Origin of the sequence: Enterococcus sp. AZ119 (assembly GCF_050546175.1) — a bacterium.
GTDB classification, from domain to species: Bacteria; Bacillota; Bacilli; order Lactobacillales; family Enterococcaceae; genus Enterococcus; species Enterococcus faecalis.
Window position 1 is genome coordinate 1357518 of record NZ_CP172951.1, and the last position, 21248, is coordinate 1378765.

A 21248-nucleotide genomic window follows, 5' to 3' on the forward strand; every position below is an offset into this window, starting at 1 on the left:
GTTATTTAGCATGAAGTAAATTTTCTTTACAATGAATTAACTCTGTTAAAAACTGACAGTACGGTGTAGCAATCCCATAGGCTTTCCCTTTGCGAACAATTGCTCCATTGATATAATCAATTTCGGTTAAACGATGATTGGTTATTAAGTCCTGATACATCGATGGGTGGTGCAAACCAATTGTTTCTCGATTATAACATGAGCGGATTTGTTGAAGAACTGCTTGTTTATCTAACGTAACTTGTTCCACTTCAGCGACTGCTAAAAATTCATTAACTATTTGTTGAACAATTTGATCTGCTTGCTCTGTTTCGCCAAAGTCTGCCATATTACAATCCAACAAAGTACATAAACCATTCATTGTTCCATTCACACAGGCCTTCTTATAAATGGATGATAAAATATTCTCAGAATAACGAGCATTTAAGCCAGCGTTATTTAATACCTTAATGACTGCTTCTGCTGCTTGTTCACTTTGCGCTCCTAAATTTTGTAAATCAATCGAACCATTGCCAAATAATTTTACTTTGCCAGGTCCTTCTAACCCAGCGGTCCACATTGTGTTTCCTAATAAAATATTTTCGTAAGGCACGTATTTTTTGATAATATCTTCGTGACCAATTCCATTTAACAAGCATAAAACTTTCGTATTTTTATTAAGGAAATGTTCTAATGCTTCAAGCATTCCTGCCAGTTGCATTGCTTTTGTAAATAGGATAACTAAGTCTGCTGTAAAATCGATGCTTGCTACTTCTGTCTGAGGATAAATAGGAATTTTAGCGGTCACCACTTCGCCATTAAAATCAGCAACTAACCCGTTTTTTCTTATTGCTTCAATATGTTCTGGCCAACCATCAACAAAAATAACGTCATTTCCTGCTTGATGTAACATTAGTCCAAAGCGACTGCCCATAGCGCCAGCACCTGCGATAATAATCTTCATTTCTTTTCCTCCGTTCAATTTTTTATTTTTAGATAAAAATCTGCTAAGAAAATCTCTATCTCTTACTTTTATAACCATAAAAAGGCAAAACATATGTTATATTATAAGTGATCTATTTGTTATTTTTTATCCAAGCGCATTTTTGTAAGCGCTTTTAAAAAGAAGGGGAGTTTCTGATGAATATTCAGCTTTTAAAGTACTTCATTGAAATTGTTAATACCCGCAGTTTATCGGCGGCCGCTCGCAATTTATTTGTCACCCAACCAACACTTTCTTTAGCATTGAAAAAAATGGAATCTGAGTTAGGCACAGCGTTGTTTGATCATTCTGATCAACCGTTTCAATTAACCGATACAGGTCTTTATTTATATGAACATGGCCAAGAAGTTGTTTTTCAATTCGATCAATTGGTAACAGATATTCGTGAAATGAACCAGAAACCAGTTAAAAAGCAATTGCGTTTAGGCTTAACTACTTTATTTGCTGTACAATTTATGAAAGAAATTTCACGATTTTTAACAACCCATCCACATGTGAATTTAATATTACAGCAAGATGGCTCGCCAAAATTACAAACGATGTTAGCAAATAAAGAAATTGATATGGGACTAATTTCTTTCCCAAATACCTTACCTGAAATTATTCATATTGAACCTTTAGAAACGACTACCAAAGGCTACCATGTTTATGTCGTAGTACCAGAATCAAATCCTCTCTCCCAATATGAAAAATTAACTTTTAAAGATTTGAAAGATCAACGATTTTCATCGTTAAGTGATAATTTTATGATTGGTCGCCTACTACTAGATCGGACTCGGAGCTTCGGTTATGAGCCGAATATCATTTTGCATAACGATGATTTACAAGTACTTCTTTATAGTTTACAAAAAAATAATTCGATTTGTTTGCTGCCGATTGAATATTATGAAGTGGGAAAAAGTCAGGGACTGAAATGGATTCCTTTAAAAGATAAGTTTGACTATTTCCCCATCGGCATTGCTTTGCGCCGCGATTTTAGTATGACAGAAGATGTTAGAGATTTTATCCAAATCATTAAAGAAAATTAATGGATAATCTAGCCTTGATAAGCAAAGACGACTTTACTATCATAAAGTTTCAACACTTTTTCAAATAAGAATTTTGAGAATAAACCCGCGACAATTGGAACAACAAACCAAGAAAAGAGTAAGGGTAAGATCCCTAAGCCCGCATCCAATGAAGCAAGTGGCCCCACGAGTCCAACCAAGCCAAATCCAGCCGATTGTGGGGTTCCTGAAATGTTGAATAGAACCACAGGAATTGCTGAAATAGTCGCTGTAAATAAACAAGGAATTAAAATAATTGGGTATTTAAATAAGTTAGGCATCATCATTTTCATACCGCCCAAAGAGACAGCCAGTGTCACTCCCGATTGGTTGACATTCCAAGAATTAATCACAAGAACAACAGTTGTGGCTGCAATTCCCATTGCGGCAGCACCTGCAGACAAGCCATTCAACTGAATCGCCAAACCGATTGCCACAGTAGTGATTGGTGAAATAATCAGTGCAGCAAATGAACAAGCAATTAAAATACTCATGATAATTGGCTGAAAATCAGTAAAATTGTTAATCACTTTCCCGATGGCGACCGTGATTTGTGTCACATATGGGTAAATCAACATGCCAAACAAGCCTGCACCTACTCCAACAACGATCGGTAAAGCAATGATTTCCACTGAACCGAATTTTTTATCGATGACTAATAAAAGTAAGACTGCAACAGAAGCGGTAATCATAATATTAATGATGTCACCAGTGCCTGCACCAATAAAGCCTTTCACTTCTGAATTAAATTTAATCACGCCAGAGCCAGCAAATGCTGCACCGCCAGCAATCATCATTTTTTGTGGCGTTAAGCCAAATTGAAAAGCAATCAGTCCACCAATAATTAAAGGGGTGGCTAGTTGGAAAATTTGCGCCGCATGAATAATCATTTCGATAATCTTGTATTCTGCAAAATATTTTAAAATGGCTCCTAATACAGCATTGGGAATTAAGGCGATAATGGTGCCGGAAGCTGTTCCAGCTAACACTTTGTTAAAAAATATTCTTGGGGTTAATTGAGCATCCAGTTTATCAGTGGGCATTTTCAACACTCCTATTGATTATTTTTGTTTTTTTAAAACAAGTTTGAGAATGATTGAACTTTCTGTTAGATAAAGAGCGGCCTCAAAGAAGAGCGCTTATTTCTTTGAGGCGCTTTTTATTTAACTAAAGCAAGGAACGATTTTTAATATACATCCGTATCCGCATTATATTTCGCTAAATTATCTTTAACATCTCGCAAGAACTTACCTGCTTGTTGTCCATCTAAAATTCGATGATCAATAGAAAGACATAAATTAACCATATCTGCCACTTTAAAGCCTCCATCTGCGGTTGGCACAAGGCGTTTATTAATTGACTCTACTTGTAATATCGCAGCTTGTGGATGGTTAATAATTCCCATCGATTGGACGGAACCTAGTGTTCCAGTATTATTAAGAGTAAAGGTCCCTCCTTGCATTTCTTTGCTTGCTAGCGTTCCTTGTCGGACTTCTTGTGCCAAGCGATTGATTTCTTTAGCTAGCCCTGCAATCGAATAGTTATCCGCTTGTTGAATCACTGGCACGTAAAGATGCTCGTCTGTCGTTACAGCTATGGATAAATTAACATCTTTATGATAAATAATTGAGCCATCATCCCAAGATGTATTGATTTTTGGATTTTTCTTTAACGCTTGAATGACTGCTTTGGCAAAAAATGGGAAGAAGCTTAGAGACAGGCCTTCTTGTTGTTTAAATTCATCTTTTAATGAATTTCTAAGTTGGACTAAGTTGGTCACATCCGCTTCCACCATTAACCAAGCGTGAGGGATTTCGTTGACACTTTGGACCATTTTTTTAGCAATTGCTTTACGTACAGGATCTGCAGAGACAATTTTATCTGTGGTTGTTTCAGTTGGACTAGCTATTGCGGCGCTTTCATTTTGCGAAGCAACTGGCTCCTCTGAAATTGAAGGGCTAGTTCCTGGACTCACTGCTTGCTTAGGTGTTCTTGCCTGTGTTGGTGTAAAGTTTGTAACATCTTTTCTAGTAATTCGACCATCACGACCTGTCCCTGTAACTTGTGTTAAATCAATCTTTTTTTCTTGGGCAATTTTAAGGACTGCTGGGGAATAACGACCATTATTTTTTTGATGAGACGTCGCAGTGCTTGTTGTTGCAACCGTTTCATGTTCTTGCGCTTGTTCCGCACTTGCTTCTTTCACTGGCGCTAAAGTAGCTTCTTCTGTTTTTTCGGTTGTTTCTTCTGTCTCTAACGTCATCACCGCTGTTCCGATGGGCACATCTGTATCTAGAGAAATCAGAAATTCTTTTACTACACCATCAAAATCTGATGGGACTTCCGTGGTGACTTTATCAGAAACGACTTCCATTAAGGGATCATAGCGTTTCACTGAATCTCCTGGTTTAACTAACCATTGGACAATGGCTGCCTCTGTGACACTTTCGCCTAGATGAGGCATTTTGATTTCTTTTGTGGCCATTTATTTTTTCCTCCTTGCTTCAATTAAAATTCTGCTAATTCTTTCATTGCTGCTAATACTTGCTCTTCATTGATTAAAAATTCTCTTTCTAAAGGTAATGCATAAGGCATGCTTGGACAATCAGGTCCTGCAAGTCGTTGAATCGGTGCATCTAAATCAAAGAGAGCATCTTCTGAAATCATTGCCGCAATTTCACTCATCACGCTGCCTTCTTTATTGTCTTCTGTTACGAGTAAAACCTTCCCCGTTTTCTTAGCTGCAGCCACTAATGTTTCGCGATCTAAAGGATATAATGAGCGAACATCGACGATTTCGGCATCAATTCCTTCAGCGGCTAGTTTTTCCGCCGCAGCTAAAGCTAATTGCAAGGTCATGCCATAACTAATCACGGTTAAATCACTACCCGTTCTAACGACATTGGCTTTGTCAATTGGTACGATATAATCATCTGCAGGCACTTCATCTTTTAGTAAACGATATAAACGCTTATGTTCGTAAAAAATGACTGGATCATCGGAACGAATCGCTGCTTTAATCATCCCTTTTGCATCATAAGGATTAGAGGGGGTCACCACTCTTAATCCTGGTTGTCCACAAAAAACTTTTTCTGTAGACTGAGAATGATACAGCCCACCACGAACACCGCCGCCATAAGGTGTCCGATAAACGATTGGCGCAGTCCAATCGCCTTTTGTTCTATAGCGCATTGTCCGAGCCTCTGATAACAATTGATTGGTTGCAGGCAAAATGTAATCCGCAAATTGAAATTCACCAATTGCGCGATAGCCCATTAAACCTAAGCCGACAGCTAAACCACCAATTAAGCCTTCTGTTAACGGTGTATTAAAACAACGCTCGTCACCGTATTTAGCAGCCAAGCCCTTTGTTACACCAAACACGCCGCCTTTGTCGCCGCCGACATCTTCTCCAAAAATAACTACTTTTTCATCACGAGCCATTTCTTCAGAAATTCCTAAGTTAATTGCTTCTAAATAAGTCATCTCAGCCATTATATTTCTTCTCCTCTTCTCTTATTTTGCATACACTTCTTCTAAAATTGATGTCGGTACAGGATCTGGCATTGCTTCTGCTTCATCCGTTGCTTGATTGATTTCTGCACGAATTTCTTCATCAATTTTGGCAATGTCTTCGTCTGTTAAATAGCCCTCTTCTAATAATTGTTTTTCAAAAAGCTTCACTGCATCGTTCTTTTTCATTTCTTCAATTTCTTCTTTTGAACGATAAACAGATTGATCATCGTCAGCGGAATGAGAAGTCAAGCGCGAAACCATTAATTCAATCAATTTTGGTCCTTTTTTCCCGCGAGCCGCTTTTACTGCTTCTTTAAATGCTAGATAGACTTCAGTAAAATCACTACCATCAACGGTTACACCTTCAAAGCCATAAGCTTTCGCGCGATCGGCCATTCGTTTATTGGCATACTGTTCTTCAATTGGGACAGAAATCGCATATTCATTATTTTCAACAACAAAAATGACTGGTAATTTTTTTACGCCTGCAAAGTTCATAGCTTCTTGGACTTCTCCTTGATTGGCAGAGCCTTCCCCAGTGGTGGTCAATGCAACAAAATCAGCTTTTTGAAGTTGCGCTGCATAACCAACACCTGTCGCTAATGGCATTTGTGTACTTACTGTTGAAGAGAAGGAAACAATATTATGCTCTTTTGAACCATAATGATTCGGCATTTGACGACCATGGGAAGAAGGATCCGCTTCTTTTCCAAAAGAACCCATTAAAATATCTTTTGAGGTCATGCCCCAAACCAAGCACGCGGTCATATCACGATAATACGGTAAAAAATAATCTTTTTGAGGATCAAAAGCCATCGCCATCGCTACTTGTGCAACTTCTGCCCCTTGACCAGAAATATTGAAAGAGGTCTTACCAATCCTTGTTAATTGCCACAACCGTTCGTCTAAACGACGTCCTCTTAGTACTTGACGATATGCCTGAATCAATTCTTCTTTTGATAAACCTGATTTTTTAAGCGCTTTCATTTTCATCAACCTTTCTCTATTTGTGAATCGCTAAGCCATAAGTATCTAAGGCTGCTTCTTGCAATACTTCTGTCATTGTTGGATGCGCATGGATTGCTTCACCAATTTCAATGGGCGCGGCATCTAAATACATGGCAGTACTTGCTTCGGCAATTAAATCCGTGACATGTGGCCCAATCATAGAAACCCCTAATAAATCATCGGTCTTCTTGTCACGAATTACTTCTATAAAGCCATCTGTTTCTCCATAAACAAGTGATTTACCATTACCATTAAAATTAAAGGTACCAATCACTACTTCTTTATCTGCTGGTAAAGTTTCTCTAGTATAGCCGACACTTGCTATTTCAGGATTTGTATAAACACCTCGAGGCACGTTTGTATAATTTAAAGGTTCAACTGTCTCGCCTAAAAGATGCTGAACAGCTAACTCTCCTTCTTTCATAGCCACATGTGCTAGTTGGAGTGTATCGATACAATCACCGATCGCATAAATATGTCCTTCTGTGGTTTGATAAAATTCATTTACTTCAATGCCTTTGTCAGTATATTTCACTGAGGTATTCTGTAACCCTAACTTATTGATATTGGGTTGACGCCCAATTGCTACCATGACTTTGTCAACAGCGAGGCTTTCTTGTCCTACAACTTCTATTTGAACCTTCTGCCCGGTAACTTTCGCTTCTTGGACTTTGCTACCTAATAAAATGTTGATTCCTCGTTGCTCTAAACGTTTCTTTAATTCTTTAGAAATTGTTGCACTCTCATTTATAAGTAAACGATCCAAAAATTCAATGATAGTTACGTTGACACCTAAACTATTTAATAAAGAAGCCCACTCGACACCAATAACGCCACCACCAATAATTGCAATTGATTCTGGTAATTCTTCTAATTCAAGCATCCCATCAGAAGATAAGATAAATTCTTCATCCAGTGGCAAATTAGGTAATGTTTTAGGACTAGAACCTGTCGCAATAATGACATTTTTAGGAACGATAATTTCTTCTTCCCGTGTTGGATCATTAAACGTAACTGCCACTGCGCCAGAGACTGGTGAAAAAATGGAGGGACCTAAAATCGCACCTTCGCCTGCTAAAATTTTGATTTTATTTTTCTTGCATAAGCCTTCAACACCTTTGTGCAACTGCTCAACAATTCCTTCTTTCCGTTGTTGTATTTTAGAAAAATCAATGGACGCTGCCTCTGTTTCAATCCCAAAAGAAGCCGCTTGTTTTAAGGTATCAAAAACTTCTGCGCTTCTTAATAAAGCTTTTGTAGGGATACAGCCTTTGTGCAAACAAGTGCCACCTAATTTGTATTTTTCAACAATTGTGACGTTTAGCCCTTTTTGTGCGGCTCGAATTGCTGCTACATAGCCTCCTGTTCCGCCACCTAAAATCAGTAAATCTGTTTGTTCCGCCATTTTGATCACTCCTGCTCAATTTTTGCTTTACTATAATTTAAAGCTTGTTCTTCCCCTGTTAATACCCGATTGACGCCTTCATATAAAGCAGCCATCTCCATTTCACCTGGGTAAACCTTAATTGGTGCAATCCAAGTGACTTTTTGACTAATTTCTTGAACAACGGTTTGCGAATAGGCTGCGCCCCCTGTTAAAATAATTGCATCAATTGCGCCTTCAAGAACCACGGCCATCTCGCCAATACTTTTTGCGATTTGGTAACACATTCCTTTTAAATAGTAATTTGCTGTTTGATCACCTGCAGCTATTTGTGCTTGGATATGCCGTAAATCTGTTTCACCTAGGTATGATTTAAGTCCGCTATTACCCGCAATTAGCTTTTTCACTTGGCTAATCGTCAACTCCTGTTCAAGTATCCATTGCGCAAATTCAACAAGCGGTAAGGCACCACTGCGTTCAGGCGTATAAGGACCTTCACCATCAAGCCCATTTACCACATCCACCATGCGGCCTTTTTGATGCGCCCCCAAGCTAATGCCCCCACCTAAATGAACAACGATAAAATTGCTTTGCTCATATGTTTTCCCTAAATCCTCAGCGATTTTTCGAGCGACCGCTTTTTGATTTAAGGCGTGACCAACGCTACGTCGGTGAATGCCTTTTAATCCGGAAATCCTGGCTAATGGCTGTAGCTCATCTACAACAACAGGATCGACAATAAAGGCTGACACGTGATATTTTTCTGCAAACTCATTAGCTAAAATCGCCCCTAAATTTGAAGCATGGGTATTAAAGCGTTCTGTCCGCAAGTCTTCTAGCATTTGTTGATCGACAAGATACGTACCGCCAGGAATAGGCTTAAGCAAACCACCACGCCCTACGACAGCGGCTAATTGTGTGATGTTATGTGTTTCTAAAAATTCCGCGATCATTTGTTTTCGAAATGGTGTTTGACTGACAACATTTTCAAAAGGTGCCAATTCTTGGACGCTATGTCTAAGCGTTTCTTCCGCCAAGCAATCATGATTAGCAAAAAGCGCTAACTTAGTGGAGGTCGAGCCAGGATTAATAACCAATACTGTTTCCATTGTTTTCTGCTCCTTTTTTTAAACTTGTCTCATGGCAAATCTTAATGAATGGAATTTGCTTTCTGTCGAATCGCTTCTAGATGTTAAAACGACTGGGACTTTTGTGCCAACAATCGTTCCTCCCACCTTGGCGTGCCCAAACAAGGTTAATGATTTGTATAAACAATTTCCAACATCAATAGTTGGAACCACTAAAATATCTGCATCCCCCATGATAGGACCGCTGTAACGTTTATGCGCAACCGCTTCTTCAGAGGTCGCTAAATCAAGCGAAAGTGGACCAAAAACCGTAGCCTCTTGTTGATTATTAAAATGTGCCGTGACTTCTTTTGCTAAAACAGACGAAGGCATTTTAGGATTGAAATTTTCCGCTGCGCTTAACAAAGCAATTTTCGGGTGGTGCAGTCCCAATTTTTGGGCGACTTCTTTAGCATTTTCAACAATTTCAATGAGGGTCGCTTGAGTGGGGGCGATATTCATCGCACAATCGGTTAACAAGAAGGTTTTTCCCGCAGGCAGCTCCACCATTGCTACATGGGAAAGAATCGGTTTATTTTTTAATTGATGCTCACTTTTCAACATTTCTTTTAGTAATGTGTGGGTCTGAATAATTCCTTTCAATAAAATTTGTGCTTGACCGGTTGCAACTAAACTGACAGCTTCCTGTGCTACCGCGGCCTCATCTGAGCAATGAACATATTTCCAGAGATTTTCAGTATCAAGATTTTCATTTGTATCAAATACAATAAACTGCAACGGTTGCTCGGCTTCTTTTAGCGCTTTTTTAACTAGCTGTAAAATCTCTGGTTGTGAACCTCCTGCAATTGAAACAGTGATCATTTTCTCACCTCATTTTTCTTCTTTACACTTTAAATCTACCTCAGTATGTAAGCGCATACAAATTGTTAATTTTTATGTCCTTATTAATATTTTTTATAGAGAAGGAAAAGCTTAGTAAATCAAGCTTTTCTTTCTCTAAACAATTGTTATCTAATTTACTTTTCATGAAAAAACTTCTTTTCTAAGAATGAAAGGAAAACTTATGCTTCGGCACAGCTGTTTATTTATGTCAGATTCTAAAGCATGTTATACTTTAGATACTTATTTTTAGGAGGAATTAAATGGCACTACTACTATTCTTTTTGTTTATCGCCCTACTAGGATTTGGTATATTAAAAATTAATAACCGCAGTATCCTCGGCGGTATCACTCTGGCTTCTGGCACCTTAATGTCATTAGTCACCTTACTATTTATCGGACTAGACAAAATTTATTTACATTTTAAGAATGGCGACCTAATTACTTTGGCCATTGCTTATCTATTAATTCCCGCTGTGTTTATCGGCATTTGCCTTTACTTTATTTTTAACTCACGTACGATGCAAACGAAAGAAGGCAAAAGTGTCACGGCTAAATTGTCGGCGGGCTTAGGGCTGAACTTATTAATTGCTTTACCAGCCTTTCTATATTTATTATCAGTTGGCACAGCGCAAATACCTTATATGCTTTTTCTGTTCTTACTTTTTCTATTGTTAATGGATCTTTTGCTGACCTTTCTATTTGCTGCTTACGTCTTGTATTCATGGATGTACCAAATGATTCCTTTAAAAAAAGCGGTTGATTATATCATTGTTTTAGGTTCGGGAATTCGTAGCGAGGAAGTACCTCCACTTTTGAAGAGTCGGTTAGATAAAGGGATTGAATATTATGAAAAAAATCCCACCGCTAAATTTGTAGTCAGCGGTGGTCAAGGTCCTGACGAACCTGTGGCCGAAGCTTTCGCAATGAAAAAATATTTGCTTTCACAAAATATTCCTGCAGAAGCAATTTTGATGGAGGACCAATCCACAACCACTTATGAAAATATGTTGTTTTCTAAAGCAATAATTCAGGCAGATTGGCAAAAGATGCCGTCTGATTCTAAACAACCCTCTGTTATTTTTTCAACAAATAACTATCATGTCTTACGAGGAGCTATGTATGCCCATCGTGTCGGCTTAAAAGCTGAAGGTGTCGGGGCGCCAACTGCCTTATATTTTTTACCAACTGCTCTAATCCGAGAATACATTGCCTTACTGGTTCATGATAAGCGAATTGTGCTTTTTGTTTTTCTACTTGTCACTCTTCTTTTAGGAATCAGTATCTTACCCATCTAAAAAAACAGCGACTCACATTTTTGTGAGTCGCTGTTTTTATTCTTTTAATATAAAAAGGTTTAATGAACGTAATTGGCTATCAATGCAATCAGCCATAAATGGAGCGGATAGAATCCGTAAAATAAATATTTGAAAAATGGTGCTTTGCTCCCTCTCTCACCATTGTAAAGCGATATAAATGGTAACACAGTGATAAACATAAAATCAGAATTATAAGCTAACATTTCAATTGTCGTTGGCCAATCTCCCAACCATTGAAAACTTGTAACTAAGAAAAAGAGCGCTAATGCACCATATAAACAGTTCCGTAAGACAAGTCTCTTTCTGGCTAGATACGTAATCAACATAAAAGGTAACATCACAATGCCACCTTCAGCAAACATTGCTCCTATTCCTAAAATTGCTAATATACTAATCAATAAAACAATTTTTAAGCTGATTTTTGGCATCTCTAGCATCGCTTTTGTCACAATTAACATACTGACACCAAGGGCTAAGGTGAAGAAAATATTGTTGTGAACAGCGACAGCTGGATTATTCACTAAATGATTTAGAAGCGTATTTCCAACAAACATGATTGCTGCCCAAATATACAAACGACCATTGTAGCGATAAACATTCCGTGTATAGTTGAACCCTTCTACAGCCATGTAACCAAAAAACACACCGACACAACGAGTAATTACATGAAAAATCAGTGCCCATTCTGGCGGAACAAAATAACTAATATGGTCAAGAACCATTAACCCCATCATCAATAACTTTAAGCGATTTGCGTTCATGAATCGTCTCCTTTATTTTTTCTACAGAAACTATCATATCTTTTTATATAACAGAAAACAACGAACATTCTTGTTAGATTCAACCATTCTTTTTGTCACTTTCGTTAAACCTGGTACCGCAAAGATAAATCTTCAAATAAATAATGTTGGTATTTAAATTGTTCAAAATGAATTTTTCGAATTTCTTGCTTAATGGCTATTAAGCATTCATCGACCGTCATCAATGATTCTTCTTTCAGAAGCGCCTCTTCTATTAATAATTTGCATTGGCAATCAATCAATAAAAGTTGACTATAGAATGTGTAAAATGTTTCTTTATTTAATTTTTCAATCAAATTTTTAGCTTGATTCTGCAACTTTTGATAACATTTGGTCAATTTTTGATAATCCATTAAATCAACTAACTGACCTTGTTTTAACATGTTACTAAAGTCTAAATCCCAAAGCATTTCTTTAGTCGGCTGTTGCAATAAATAATACATAGAATGACTACTAATAATTTCAGTGGTCGGTTCTTCAATTGTTTCATAAAAAGTCACAAAATATTCTCGCTCAATCACAGTAATAATTTCTTCTTCTGAAAGCTCACAATCTTCTAAATTTTGATAGAATATCAATAATTTAATCCGCTCATCTATTTTATTCAGCGAAGCAACTAATTCAGGAAAAAGAACCGACTGACAATTCTCTACTAATTCTCTTGCCTTATTTTGTTCATTTTTATAAAAGTTGTATAACTTTTTTCGCTGTTTTAACGAGTTTAGTAAGTTATCGGGTATATTCCAGTAATATTGTTTCTTCATAGCATTCCCACTCTTCTTTTTTATGTACAATTTTACAAAATTGGTCTTAGCCAATTTCGTCTCTAGTTATTCTATCAAAAAAGTGACGCTTTTTTACTGACAATAATTACTCGTTTTACGCCCAAAAAGTGAAAATTCAGCTGTTAAGTAATTATTGGGGCTTGTTTCTCGCGGGCCGAAAAAACTTTTTCCTTTTAAAAGTCCAGAAAAAGACCTACACTAGAGATAGACAAACGTTGGAGGGATTTAAATGGATTTACACTTAACGAATAAATTAGCATTAATTACTGGTTCAACCAAAGGAATTGGCAAAGCAATTGCGATTGAAATGGCTCGTGAAGGGACCGATGTCATTATCAATGGGCGCAATGAAGCCGAAGTAACTAAAGTTGTTAAAGAAATACAAACAATGTTTCCAGACACTCATCCTCAAGCAGGGACTGCCGATATTTCCATTGAAAGTCAACGAGCTACTTTGCTTGAAAAATTCCCTAAAGTCGACATTTTAGTGAATAATATGGGGATTTTTGAACCAATGGAATACTGGGATATCGATGACGCCACTTGGGAAAAATTTTTTACTGTGAACGTGTTGTCAGGCAATGCATTAGCAAAAGCTTATCTACCTAAAATGCTTGCACAAGATTTTGGTCGCATTATCTTCATTGCTAGCGAAGAAGCGGTGATGCCTTCTGGCGAAATGCCCCAATATAGCATGACAAAAACGATGAATCTTTCCTTAGCTAAAAGTTTATCCAACTTAACTGTCGGCACACATGTCACCGTTAACACGGTTATGCCTGGCTCAACCCTTACCGAAGGTGTAGAAAAAATGTTGGAAGATATGTACGCTGATTCAGACATTCCCAAAGAGGATTGGGAAAAAGATTTCATGAAAAATCATCGTTCTCGTTCACAAATCCAACGGCTCATTCGACCAGAAGAAATTGGTCGTTTTGTTACCTTTGTGGCCAGCCCAGATTCTTCTTCTTTCTCAGGCGAAGCCTTAAGAATCGATGGCGGCTTAGTTCCAACGATCTTCTAAATTAAACAAAAAAGACAGCCAGCAAAAATTCACATTTTTTGCTGGCTGTCTTTTTAAGCATATTAATTGATTACTTACCAAAAGTAAGTTATATTTATCTCGAATTCGAAATAAAAAGAGGTGAAACAATGACCCAACAGCAAGAAGCTTTAAAAGCCTATATCGGTTTATTAAGAACCAGCCATCGACTAGAGCAACTTGCCAAGCAAGATGTCACTTGTTATGACTTAAACATTACAGAATTTTCAGTATTAGAGCTGTTACTCCATAAAGGTCCTCAGACCATCCAAAAAATCAAGGAGAAAATTTTAATCGCTAGCAGTAGCACCACTTATGTTATTGACCAATTACATAAAAAAGGCTATGTAACGCGCACCCCCAGTGAAAAAGACCGACGCATTACTTACGTTGAATTAACAGAAGCTGGAAAAACATTAATTGAAGAAATTTTCCCGACGCATGCAAAGCGAATTGCAGAAGCATTTGAACAACTCTCTTCCGAAGAATTAACACTTCTTCAAAAAACTTTACGAAAAATAACAAATGAAACGAAATGAGGAAATAATGATGAAAAAAGAAGATCAATTATTAGGAATCCACCACGTTACAGCTATGACAAGTGATGCAGAAAAAAACTATCACTTCTTTACAGATGTTTTAGGGATGCGTTTAGTCAAAAAAACAGTGAATCAAGATGATATCTATACTTACCACACCTATTTTGCCGATGATTTGGGTACACCAGGTACAACCATGACCTTTTTCGATTTTCCCAATAACCCTAAAGGATTAAAAGGAACCAATACAATTTCAAGAACAGGGTTCCGGGTTCCTTCAGATGCAGCTTTGACTTATTATGAAAATCGCTTCAATGAATTTGCTGTCAAACACACAGGTATTTCTGAAGAATTCGGGAAAAAGGTCCTTCGCTTTTGGGATTTTGATGATCAAGCGTATCAATTAATCTCTGATGAATTAAATCAGGGCGTTGCAGCGGGCATCCCTTGGAAAAAAGGACCTGTTCCAACAGAATTTGCGATTTATGGCTTAGGACCTGTCGAAATAGCTATTTCCTATTTTCATGAATTCAAAGAAGTCTTTGAAGAAATTCTAGGCTTTCACGTAGTGGCACAAGAAGGCAATCGCTATTTACTAGAAGTTGGCCAAGGTGGCAATGGTGCTCAAGTCATTTTGGTAGACGATGATACTAGCTCACAAGCGCAACAAGGATATGGTGAAGTACATCACGTTGCATTCCGCCTAGCGGATCGTAAATCACTTGGGACTTGGCAAGCGCTCTTTGATCATTTAGGCTTACAAAACTCTGGCTATGTCGATCGTTATTACTTTGAATCATTGTATGTTCGCATTGGACATATTTTAGTCGAATTAGCCACCGATGAACCAGGATTTATGGGGGACGAACCTTACGAAACATTAGGAGAAAAGTTATCTCTTGCGCCATTTTTAGAAAACCGTCGTGAGTATATTGAGAGTGTTATCAAGCCGTTCAATACAAAACGAGCCTAAGGAGGAAAAAACATGCATTCAATTTTTAAAAAAGGACATCCTGAAGCACCTGTCTTTGTGCTACTTCACGGTACAGGTGGTGATGAAACATCTCTCCTACCAATTGCCCAAGAACTAAATAAACAAGCTACTGTGCTAAGTATTCGTGGTGATGTTTCAGAAAATGGAATGAATCGTTATTTTAAGCGCCTAGCGGAAGGTCATTATGACTTAGAAGATCTAGAAAAACGCGGCGAGGCGCTTCATAAGTTTATTCAACAAGCCGCTAACGAGCATCAATTTTCATTGGATAAAATTATTTTTATTGGCTATTCAAATGGGGCCAATATCGCTATTCAATTATTGCTTACTCATCCCGATAGTTACCATCAAGCTGTCCTCTATCATCCCATGTTTCCTGTTGAATTGACCAATCAACCAGACTTGACCGACACTTCTGTTTTATTATCTCTAGGAGAGCATGACCCGATTGTCCCACTTCCTGAGAGTATGCGTGTGATTCAATTATTTCAGAATCATGGAGCAACCGTACAAGAGGTTTGGACACAAAGTCATCAATTAACTTATCAAGAAATTAAGGAAACACAAACTTGGTTGGCACATCTGTCCTCTTAACAAAAAAGTGGGTCCTAAGTCGAAATGACTTAGGACCCACTTTTTCTATTTTAAGATAATTCACTGTCTGAGCTTCTTTTTATTCTGCCATTTGAACAACTATTTTACCAACTGCATGGTGCGTTTCACTGAGTGCATGTGCATCATAAATCCCTTGTCTAGAAAAAGGGAAAACTTCACCAATAATTGATTTCACTTTTCCAGCTGCCATCAAATCAGCAATTTTTTGTAATTGTTCTCCATTTGGTTGAAGCCAAATACTTTCAGCAGTAATATTTTTTTCGGCTGCCAATTGTTTATCTTCAATGCCCACAATTGAAACAAGACGACCTGTGTTTGGTTTTAAGACGTCAAAACTATTTTTTTGAACCTCACCACCCATTGTATCAAAAACCAAATCAACATCAGCTAATACCTCTGCAAAATTCGTTGTATGATAATCAATCACTTCATCTGCACCAATTTTTTTCAGTAAGGCATGATTTTTTGCGCTAGCGGTCGTGATGACATGTGCGCCCGCTTCTTTTGCTAGTTGAATCGCATAAGTACCGACCCCACCTGCACCAGCATGAATTAAAACAGTTTCTCCTTCTTTAAGGTGACCATGATCAAACAATGCTTGCCAAGCGGTTAAACCAGCCAACGGAACGGCAGCAGCTTCTTCAAAACTAATTGTTTCAGGGATTTTTGCTAATAAATGATCATCCACAATCGTTACTTCTGCATAGGTACCAAAACGAGTAGTTTCAGGACGAGCAAAAACTTTATCGCCAACTTGCCAATCCGTTACTTGACTCCCCACCTCTGTAATCACACCAGCGACATCCCAACCAAGAATAATCGGAAAGGACCAATCAAACATCTGTTTTAAATATCCTTCACGCAATTTCCAATCAATCGGATTAATTGATGTCGCGTATTCTTTTACCAACACTTGATGTTCCGATAATTTCGGTAGTGTTACTTCTGCTTCTTCAAGTACCTCTTTACTTCCGTACTGATTAATCACAACAGCTTTCATAAACCAACTTCCTCTCATTTGTTTCATTTTTCACACTTTTAGTATACGCCTATTGCCTTCTTTTTATATAAGAATATGCTTTAGTTAAATTGAGAGAAAGTGGCTGTTTTTAGTCTATTATTCATAACGTAAAGATTCAATTGGATCTAATTTTGCTGCTCTTCGAGCTGGTAAAGTTCCTGCTAAAAAAGCAATAAACATAATAACTAAGATAATCGTTAGTGAAGATGGCAATGAAAATTGAATTAATTTAAATCCTGTTAAAGCCTTTAAAAAAGAATCCGTTGCTAAACGATTAACTAAATTTCCAACCCCAACAGCTCCTAAAATGCCTAATATTGAGCCAAAAAAGCCAATTAAAGCCGCCTCAACACTAAAAATTGTAAAGACTTTCCCGTTGCTAAGTCCCATGGCTTTCATTAAACCAATTTCTCGCGTTCTTTCTTGGACAGACATATACAGCGTGTTAATAATGCCAAAGCTTGCAGCTAACAAGGCAATTGCACCAAACATGGTTAAAACGCCAGTGATTGCATTGATTATATTACGAATCATGCCAATTTCATCTTCGACAGTAGTCGCTAAATAGCCAGCTTTGTCTAAATCTTTTTTGATGTCCTTAATCTGCTCTGGCGTGCTGTCTTTTTTAACTTCAGCAATAATCATCGCGTATTGATTTTTTAAATGTTCTGGAAGATCTGCTTGATTGATTGAGACAACTTTATCAATCAATGCTTTATTCATCAACGAGAGCCCATTTTGAATGACACTGGCATTTCTAACGCCAACAATTTTTGCTTCAATAACTTGCTCTTGTCCTTTCAAGGAACTTGAGATACCTAATTGAACTGTTTCTCCCACGGCAGCTTTACTAGATGTATAGCCGAGCGCTTTTACATATTCTGGTGACAAATTAATTTCGAAGTCCTGGCTCGTTTGCGAAACTTTACGGCCAGCCGCTAAATCAATGGTCATCTCATCTAGCGCAGAAGTAGCTGAAAATACATATTTATACTTATCTGCTCCTTTTATATAATCGATAGCAACGGATTTCATTGGTTCCACTGATGTAACATCCGAGATTTTTTTAATCTTCTCAATATCTTTTTCAGCAAGCATACTTTGTTGTTGAATCGTACTGGTTTTTTTCTCTGGATTATATTTACTTGGTTCTGTTCCGTTACCAACATTCATCTCCATTTTTGGCTGAATAAATAGCTGATTTGCACCACCGACACTGCCGACTTGTTTGTCAATATAATCATTTACACCAATATTGACTCCTGTAGTTAAAGCTATGGTAAATGCTCCAATAAAGATTGCAATAATGGTCAATACGGTTCGACCTTTATTACGCATTAAATTGGTACTAGCTGATTTTAAAATATCTCTAAATTTCATTTACTCATCTCCTCCTACAATCAAGCCGTCTCGAACATGAACTTGCCGATCACAACGTGCTGCTAAGTCTGGATCATGTGTCACAATAATTAAGGTAATTCCTTTATTTTTATTTAAATCAAATAACAATTCTTCAATTTTCTTCCCAGTGGCAGAATCTAAATTCCCTGTAGGTTCATCTGCAAAAATAATTTGCGGATTATTAACTAAAGCACGCGCTATACATACCCGTTGTTTTTGGCCACCAGATAAATTATTCGCTTTATTTTGAACTTTATCTTCCAAACCGACTGCTTTTAACGCATCTAAAGCCATCTTTTTCCTCTTGCTACCGGAAATCCCACCAATTTTTAATGGTAAAAGAACATTATTTAAAACTGTATCCTTGGCATTCATAAAGAATTGTTGAAAAACAAAACCAAATTCTTCATTTCTCGTTTTATTCAGCACTTTCTTTCTAATACTAGTAACATTTTTACCATTTAAATAAATATCTCCTGAAGTTGGTTGATCTAACAATGCCAAAATGTGCATAAATGTTGATTTCCCAGAGCCACTTTTACCAATTATGGCCACAGATTCACCTTTTTCAACTTTTAAATCAACACCTTTTAACGCATCAAATTTTGTTTCGTTCTTTCCATAACTTTTTTTAATATTTTTTGCTTCAATTACCGCCATGTTACCCCTCCATTTTTCATTCTTTGTCGTTTACTTATTTACAAAGTTTTTTACTCTTTTCATACTCCTTTCTTCTCTTTCTATTTTGACGGAAGCCCTTTCCTTTGTCATGGTACTTCCGATGTATCTCTCAATTAAAACAATAAGAACATGTTCCAAATTCACCTCATTGAACATGTTCTTATTAATTAGTTATGCATTTACGCGTTTAATTTCACGATGTTTATTCAATAAATAGGCCAAACCAAGATTAATGCCAACAAAGCAACTGATTGTCAGAAGAAGTGGTAGGACAGTAAAACCAGTGGATTGATAACCAACCATTGCTTGCAAGACATGGAGCATTCTCAGGCGCATTGGTGCCCCCCCTAATTGTGCAATCGTGCCCAGTAAAATAGGAATCATTAATAACAGCAATAAAACAATGAGTTTTTTTACGCCATCTATCCGATCATTAAAGACACCTGCTAACAAGCCAAGTGAGCCGCTAAGCATTAGTAAGATAAAAAAGAGCAACCACGACATGAAAAAGTTTCCTTGCGCATAGACATCAATTAATTTCATTGATAATTGAAAATGAGAAATGAAATTGCCGCTAAATACTTTAATCAGTACAAGTACAGCCAAGGATCCAACCAAAGATAAAATAGCATTACTTACAAAATTCACCAAAAAAATTGTCCAGCGGGAAAGCCCGTTTTGAATAAACAGTTTAAAATCTGTGTTCATTCCCAAAAATGATAGTATCCCCATAAAAACCAGACAAGGAATTACTGCATCAGAGCTGACAGTATTCACGTCGTTAGAAAAGAGCAACCCAATAAGAGGAAAAAGAATGCCGAACAAAGCATAAAAGCCAAAATAAATTGCTAAGGAACGGACTTGATAAATAACACGATACCGCAAAGCTGTTTTAAATTTCATTTTACTTTTCCTTCTTTCTATTGGTTAATTGTACAAAATATGTTTGTAAATTTAGCGGCGCAATTTGAACCTCTGCTTTTTCAGTCGGCAAGTCGCCGTACACGTAAGCCGTAACTGCCCCACCTAAAGTGTCCATGCCTAAGATTTCCAATGACTGAGTATAGCGCTCTACTTGTTCTTTCGGCCCAGAAATAATGCGACCGTTTTTCAAAATTGTTTCAATGGATTCTGCGCGAATCAATTTTCCTTGATCAATGATGATAATATCTTCTAATAAATTCGCAATTTCTTCAATCAAATGGGTGGAAATCACAAACGTACGGGGACGTTCTTGGTATGTCTCAATTAAATAAGTATAAAATAATTCCCGATGATTGGCGTCTAAACCTAAGACTGGCTCATCTAAAAAAATATACTCACAGGGGACGGATAGCGCCACTATTAGTTTAGCAATACTCCGATAACCAGTTGATAATTTTTTGAATGTCTTTTTACCATCTAAATCAAAATCGCTTAACATTTGTTTGGCTAAAGACCAGTCAAAGGATCCATAAAAACCTTCAGTCGTTTTAAAAATATCTTTAATTTTTAACTGAGGAGGAAATAAATTATCTTCACTCATTAAGTAAATATGATTCAAAGCAGTCTCATTATCGGTCACTGTTTCTCCCGCCAATTGAACGGAACCTGAAGTGGCAAAACTTCGATTATTAATGATATTTAATAACGTACTTTTACCAGCCCCGTTTCTGCCTAAGAGCCCATAAATCGTTTCTTTTTCAAAAGTAATTGAAATATTATCTAGTGCTTTTTTTTGATGATATTTTTTACTTACTGATTCCACCCGCAAACTCATGCGTCATACCCTCTTTCAATTAGTTGTTTTAATTGTTCAGCTGTAATCCCTAATTTTTTAGCTTCTGCGACAACTTCTAAGACTTCTTTATTTAAAAATTCTTCTTTCCGTGCACTTCTTACTCTCTCTTGAGCGCCTGGTAAAACAAACATGCCAATCCCCCGTTTCTTTTCAATCAACTGTCGTTCTACTAATAAATTCATTCCTTTTAAAACGGTGGCTGGATTGATTTGATAACTTTTTGATATTTCTGTGGTTGAGGGAATTTGTTCGCCTTCTAAGTAAGCGCCATTAAAAATTCCTTCGGCAATCTGATCGGCTACTTGCTGAAATAAAGGCTTTTCCCCCGAAAAATTAAATTCCATTTTTACACCTCGCTTAAATGGTTA

22 protein-coding genes are annotated in these 21248 nt (G+C 37.2%); 6 read left to right on the plus strand and 16 right to left on the minus strand.

The annotated features are described in order from the left end of the window. Window position 1: 1 nt before the first annotated feature. Window positions 2-943, minus strand: a complete 942-nt coding sequence (locus IGL37_RS06575) for a 2-dehydropantoate 2-reductase (protein WP_033594756.1) — start codon at window positions 941-943, stop codon at window positions 2-4. Between the two features lie 176 nt (window positions 944-1119). Between IGL37_RS06575 and IGL37_RS06580 the strand changes: the two genes are divergently transcribed. Further along, on the plus strand, window positions 1120-2010 hold the full coding sequence (locus tag IGL37_RS06580) for a LysR family transcriptional regulator (RefSeq protein ID WP_002365698.1): 891 nt from the start codon (window positions 1120-1122) through the stop codon (window positions 2008-2010). Between the two features lie 8 nt (window positions 2011-2018). Here the strand turns inward: IGL37_RS06580 and IGL37_RS06585 are convergent, their stop codons facing one another. From IGL37_RS06585 to ptb, 7 genes are all read right to left on the minus strand, one after another. Further along, window positions 2019-3071, minus strand: a complete 1053-nt coding sequence (locus tag IGL37_RS06585; protein ID WP_002384478.1) for a PTS sugar transporter subunit IIC — start codon at window positions 3069-3071, stop codon at window positions 2019-2021. A gap of 143 nt (window positions 3072-3214) precedes the next feature. Further along, window positions 3215-4513 (minus strand): dihydrolipoamide acetyltransferase family protein, encoded by a 1299-nt coding sequence (locus IGL37_RS06590; RefSeq protein ID WP_033917937.1) that lies wholly within the window; start codon window positions 4511-4513, stop codon window positions 3215-3217. A gap of 23 nt (window positions 4514-4536) precedes the next feature. Next, window positions 4537-5523, minus strand: a complete 987-nt coding sequence (locus tag IGL37_RS06595) for an alpha-ketoacid dehydrogenase subunit beta (RefSeq protein ID WP_002357475.1) — start codon at window positions 5521-5523, stop codon at window positions 4537-4539. A gap of 21 nt (window positions 5524-5544) precedes the next feature. Continuing rightward, window positions 5545-6537, minus strand: coding sequence for a thiamine pyrophosphate-dependent dehydrogenase E1 component subunit alpha (locus IGL37_RS06600; protein ID WP_002374771.1), 993 nt, complete (start codon window positions 6535-6537; stop codon window positions 5545-5547). 10 nt (window positions 6538-6547) lie between these two features. Next, complete coding sequence (lpdA, locus tag IGL37_RS06605) at window positions 6548-7957, minus strand: dihydrolipoyl dehydrogenase (protein WP_033917936.1); 1410 nt, start codon at window positions 7955-7957, stop codon at window positions 6548-6550. 5 nt (window positions 7958-7962) lie between these two features. Further along, window positions 7963-9045, minus strand: coding sequence for a butyrate kinase (buk, locus tag IGL37_RS06610; protein WP_033917935.1), 1083 nt, complete (start codon window positions 9043-9045; stop codon window positions 7963-7965). A gap of 18 nt (window positions 9046-9063) precedes the next feature. Then, window positions 9064-9885, minus strand: coding sequence for a branched-chain phosphotransacylase (gene ptb, locus IGL37_RS06615; protein ID WP_002364006.1), 822 nt, complete (start codon window positions 9883-9885; stop codon window positions 9064-9066). 281 nt (window positions 9886-10166) lie between these two features. Between ptb and IGL37_RS06620 the strand changes: the two genes are divergently transcribed. Next, the gene (locus IGL37_RS06620) at window positions 10167-11201 is read left to right on the plus strand and encodes a YdcF family protein (protein WP_033917934.1); all 1035 of its coding nucleotides are present in this window, start codon (window positions 10167-10169) and stop codon (window positions 11199-11201) included. A gap of 59 nt (window positions 11202-11260) precedes the next feature. Here the strand turns inward: IGL37_RS06620 and IGL37_RS06625 are convergent, their stop codons facing one another. Then, window positions 11261-11983, minus strand: a complete 723-nt coding sequence (locus IGL37_RS06625) for a TraX family protein (protein ID WP_002357468.1) — start codon at window positions 11981-11983, stop codon at window positions 11261-11263. Window positions 11984-12087: 104 nt separating this feature from the next. Then, window positions 12088-12840: a DUF7006 family protein gene (locus IGL37_RS06630; RefSeq protein ID WP_002385886.1), complete on the minus strand. Its 753-nt coding sequence runs from the start codon at window positions 12838-12840 to the stop codon at window positions 12088-12090. A gap of 196 nt (window positions 12841-13036) precedes the next feature. On the opposite strand from IGL37_RS06630, the gene IGL37_RS06635 reads away from it, so the two are divergent. The 4 genes from IGL37_RS06635 (at window position 13037) to IGL37_RS06650 (ending at window position 15976) form a co-directional block, all read left to right on the plus strand. Continuing rightward, window positions 13037-13831, plus strand: a complete 795-nt coding sequence (locus tag IGL37_RS06635) for an SDR family NAD(P)-dependent oxidoreductase (protein ID WP_002364009.1) — start codon at window positions 13037-13039, stop codon at window positions 13829-13831. Between the two features lie 128 nt (window positions 13832-13959). Beyond that, complete coding sequence (locus IGL37_RS06640) at window positions 13960-14388, plus strand: MarR family winged helix-turn-helix transcriptional regulator (RefSeq protein WP_033592055.1); 429 nt, start codon at window positions 13960-13962, stop codon at window positions 14386-14388. Between the two features lie 10 nt (window positions 14389-14398). Next, window positions 14399-15361, plus strand: coding sequence for a ring-cleaving dioxygenase (locus tag IGL37_RS06645; RefSeq protein WP_033601946.1), 963 nt, complete (start codon window positions 14399-14401; stop codon window positions 15359-15361). A gap of 12 nt (window positions 15362-15373) precedes the next feature. Then, the gene (locus tag IGL37_RS06650) at window positions 15374-15976 is read left to right on the plus strand and encodes an alpha/beta hydrolase (protein ID WP_002361880.1); all 603 of its coding nucleotides are present in this window, start codon (window positions 15374-15376) and stop codon (window positions 15974-15976) included. 79 nt (window positions 15977-16055) lie between these two features. Here IGL37_RS06650 and IGL37_RS06655 read toward each other — a convergent pair whose 3' ends face one another. The 6 genes from IGL37_RS06655 to IGL37_RS06680 all read right to left on the minus strand — a co-directional run bounded on the left by IGL37_RS06655 (window position 16056) and on the right by IGL37_RS06680 (window position 21224). Next, complete coding sequence (locus tag IGL37_RS06655) at window positions 16056-17024, minus strand: NADP-dependent oxidoreductase (RefSeq protein ID WP_002415541.1); 969 nt, start codon at window positions 17022-17024, stop codon at window positions 16056-16058. Between the two features lie 90 nt (window positions 17025-17114). Next, complete coding sequence (locus IGL37_RS06660) at window positions 17115-18398, minus strand: ABC transporter permease (protein WP_002378364.1); 1284 nt, start codon at window positions 18396-18398, stop codon at window positions 17115-17117. Beyond that, entirely contained in the window at window positions 18399-19079 is a 681-nt protein-coding gene (locus IGL37_RS06665) for an ABC transporter ATP-binding protein (protein ID WP_002357457.1), read from the minus strand. A gap of 192 nt (window positions 19080-19271) precedes the next feature. Beyond that, on the minus strand, window positions 19272-20003 hold the full coding sequence (locus IGL37_RS06670; protein WP_002360209.1) for a hypothetical protein: 732 nt from the start codon (window positions 20001-20003) through the stop codon (window positions 19272-19274). Window position 20004: 1 nt separating this feature from the next. Then, window positions 20005-20859, minus strand: a complete 855-nt coding sequence (locus IGL37_RS06675; RefSeq protein WP_033917933.1) for an ATP-binding cassette domain-containing protein — start codon at window positions 20857-20859, stop codon at window positions 20005-20007. After that, the gene (locus IGL37_RS06680) at window positions 20856-21224 is read right to left on the minus strand and encodes a GntR family transcriptional regulator (protein WP_002357453.1); all 369 of its coding nucleotides are present in this window, start codon (window positions 21222-21224) and stop codon (window positions 20856-20858) included. The genes IGL37_RS06675 and IGL37_RS06680 overlap by 4 nt, the downstream gene beginning before the upstream one ends. Window positions 21225-21248 lie beyond the last annotated feature (24 nt).

Bases quoted from the DNA above. Each gene is read 5' to 3' on its own strand.
- IGL37_RS06600 (WP_002374771.1), bottom strand. From the start codon at position 6,537: ATGAAAATGAAAGCGCTTAAAAAATCAGGTTTATCAAAAGAAGAATTG.
- IGL37_RS06675 (WP_033917933.1), bottom strand. From the start codon at position 20,859: ATGAGTTTGCGGGTGGAATCAGTAAGTAAAAAATATCATCAAAAAAAA.
- IGL37_RS06665 (WP_002357457.1), bottom strand. From the start codon at position 19,079: ATGGCGGTAATTGAAGCAAAAAATATTAAAAAAAGTTATGGAAAGAAC.
- IGL37_RS06585 (WP_002384478.1), bottom strand. From the start codon at position 3,071: ATGCCCACTGATAAACTGGATGCTCAATTAACCCCAAGAATATTTTTT.
- IGL37_RS06650 (WP_002361880.1), top strand. From the start codon at position 15,374: ATGCATTCAATTTTTAAAAAAGGACATCCTGAAGCACCTGTCTTTGTG.
- IGL37_RS06575 (WP_033594756.1), bottom strand. From the start codon at position 943: ATGAAGATTATTATCGCAGGTGCTGGCGCTATGGGCAGTCGCTTTGGA.
- buk (WP_033917935.1), bottom strand. From the start codon at position 9,045: ATGGAAACAGTATTGGTTATTAATCCTGGCTCGACCTCCACTAAGTTA.
- IGL37_RS06660 (WP_002378364.1), bottom strand. From the start codon at position 18,398: ATGAAATTTAGAGATATTTTAAAATCAGCTAGTACCAATTTAATGCGT.
- IGL37_RS06590 (WP_033917937.1), bottom strand. From the start codon at position 4,513: ATGGCCACAAAAGAAATCAAAATGCCTCATCTAGGCGAAAGTGTCACA.
- IGL37_RS06580 (WP_002365698.1), top strand. From the start codon at position 1,120: ATGAATATTCAGCTTTTAAAGTACTTCATTGAAATTGTTAATACCCGC.
- IGL37_RS06645 (WP_033601946.1), top strand. From the start codon at position 14,399: ATGAAAAAAGAAGATCAATTATTAGGAATCCACCACGTTACAGCTATG.
- lpdA (WP_033917936.1), bottom strand. From the start codon at position 7,957: ATGGCGGAACAAACAGATTTACTGATTTTAGGTGGCGGAACAGGAGGC.
- IGL37_RS06640 (WP_033592055.1), top strand. From the start codon at position 13,960: ATGACCCAACAGCAAGAAGCTTTAAAAGCCTATATCGGTTTATTAAGA.
- IGL37_RS06625 (WP_002357468.1), bottom strand. From the start codon at position 11,983: ATGAACGCAAATCGCTTAAAGTTATTGATGATGGGGTTAATGGTTCTT.
- IGL37_RS06670 (WP_002360209.1), bottom strand. From the start codon at position 20,003: ATGAAATTTAAAACAGCTTTGCGGTATCGTGTTATTTATCAAGTCCGT.
- IGL37_RS06595 (WP_002357475.1), bottom strand. From the start codon at position 5,523: ATGGCTGAGATGACTTATTTAGAAGCAATTAACTTAGGAATTTCTGAA.
- IGL37_RS06620 (WP_033917934.1), top strand. From the start codon at position 10,167: ATGGCACTACTACTATTCTTTTTGTTTATCGCCCTACTAGGATTTGGT.
- IGL37_RS06680 (WP_002357453.1), bottom strand. From the start codon at position 21,224: ATGGAATTTAATTTTTCGGGGGAAAAGCCTTTATTTCAGCAAGTAGCC.
- IGL37_RS06655 (WP_002415541.1), bottom strand. From the start codon at position 17,024: ATGAAACAAATGAGAGGAAGTTGGTTTATGAAAGCTGTTGTGATTAAT.
- ptb (WP_002364006.1), bottom strand. From the start codon at position 9,885: ATGATCACTGTTTCAATTGCAGGAGGTTCACAACCAGAGATTTTACAG.
- IGL37_RS06635 (WP_002364009.1), top strand. From the start codon at position 13,037: ATGGATTTACACTTAACGAATAAATTAGCATTAATTACTGGTTCAACC.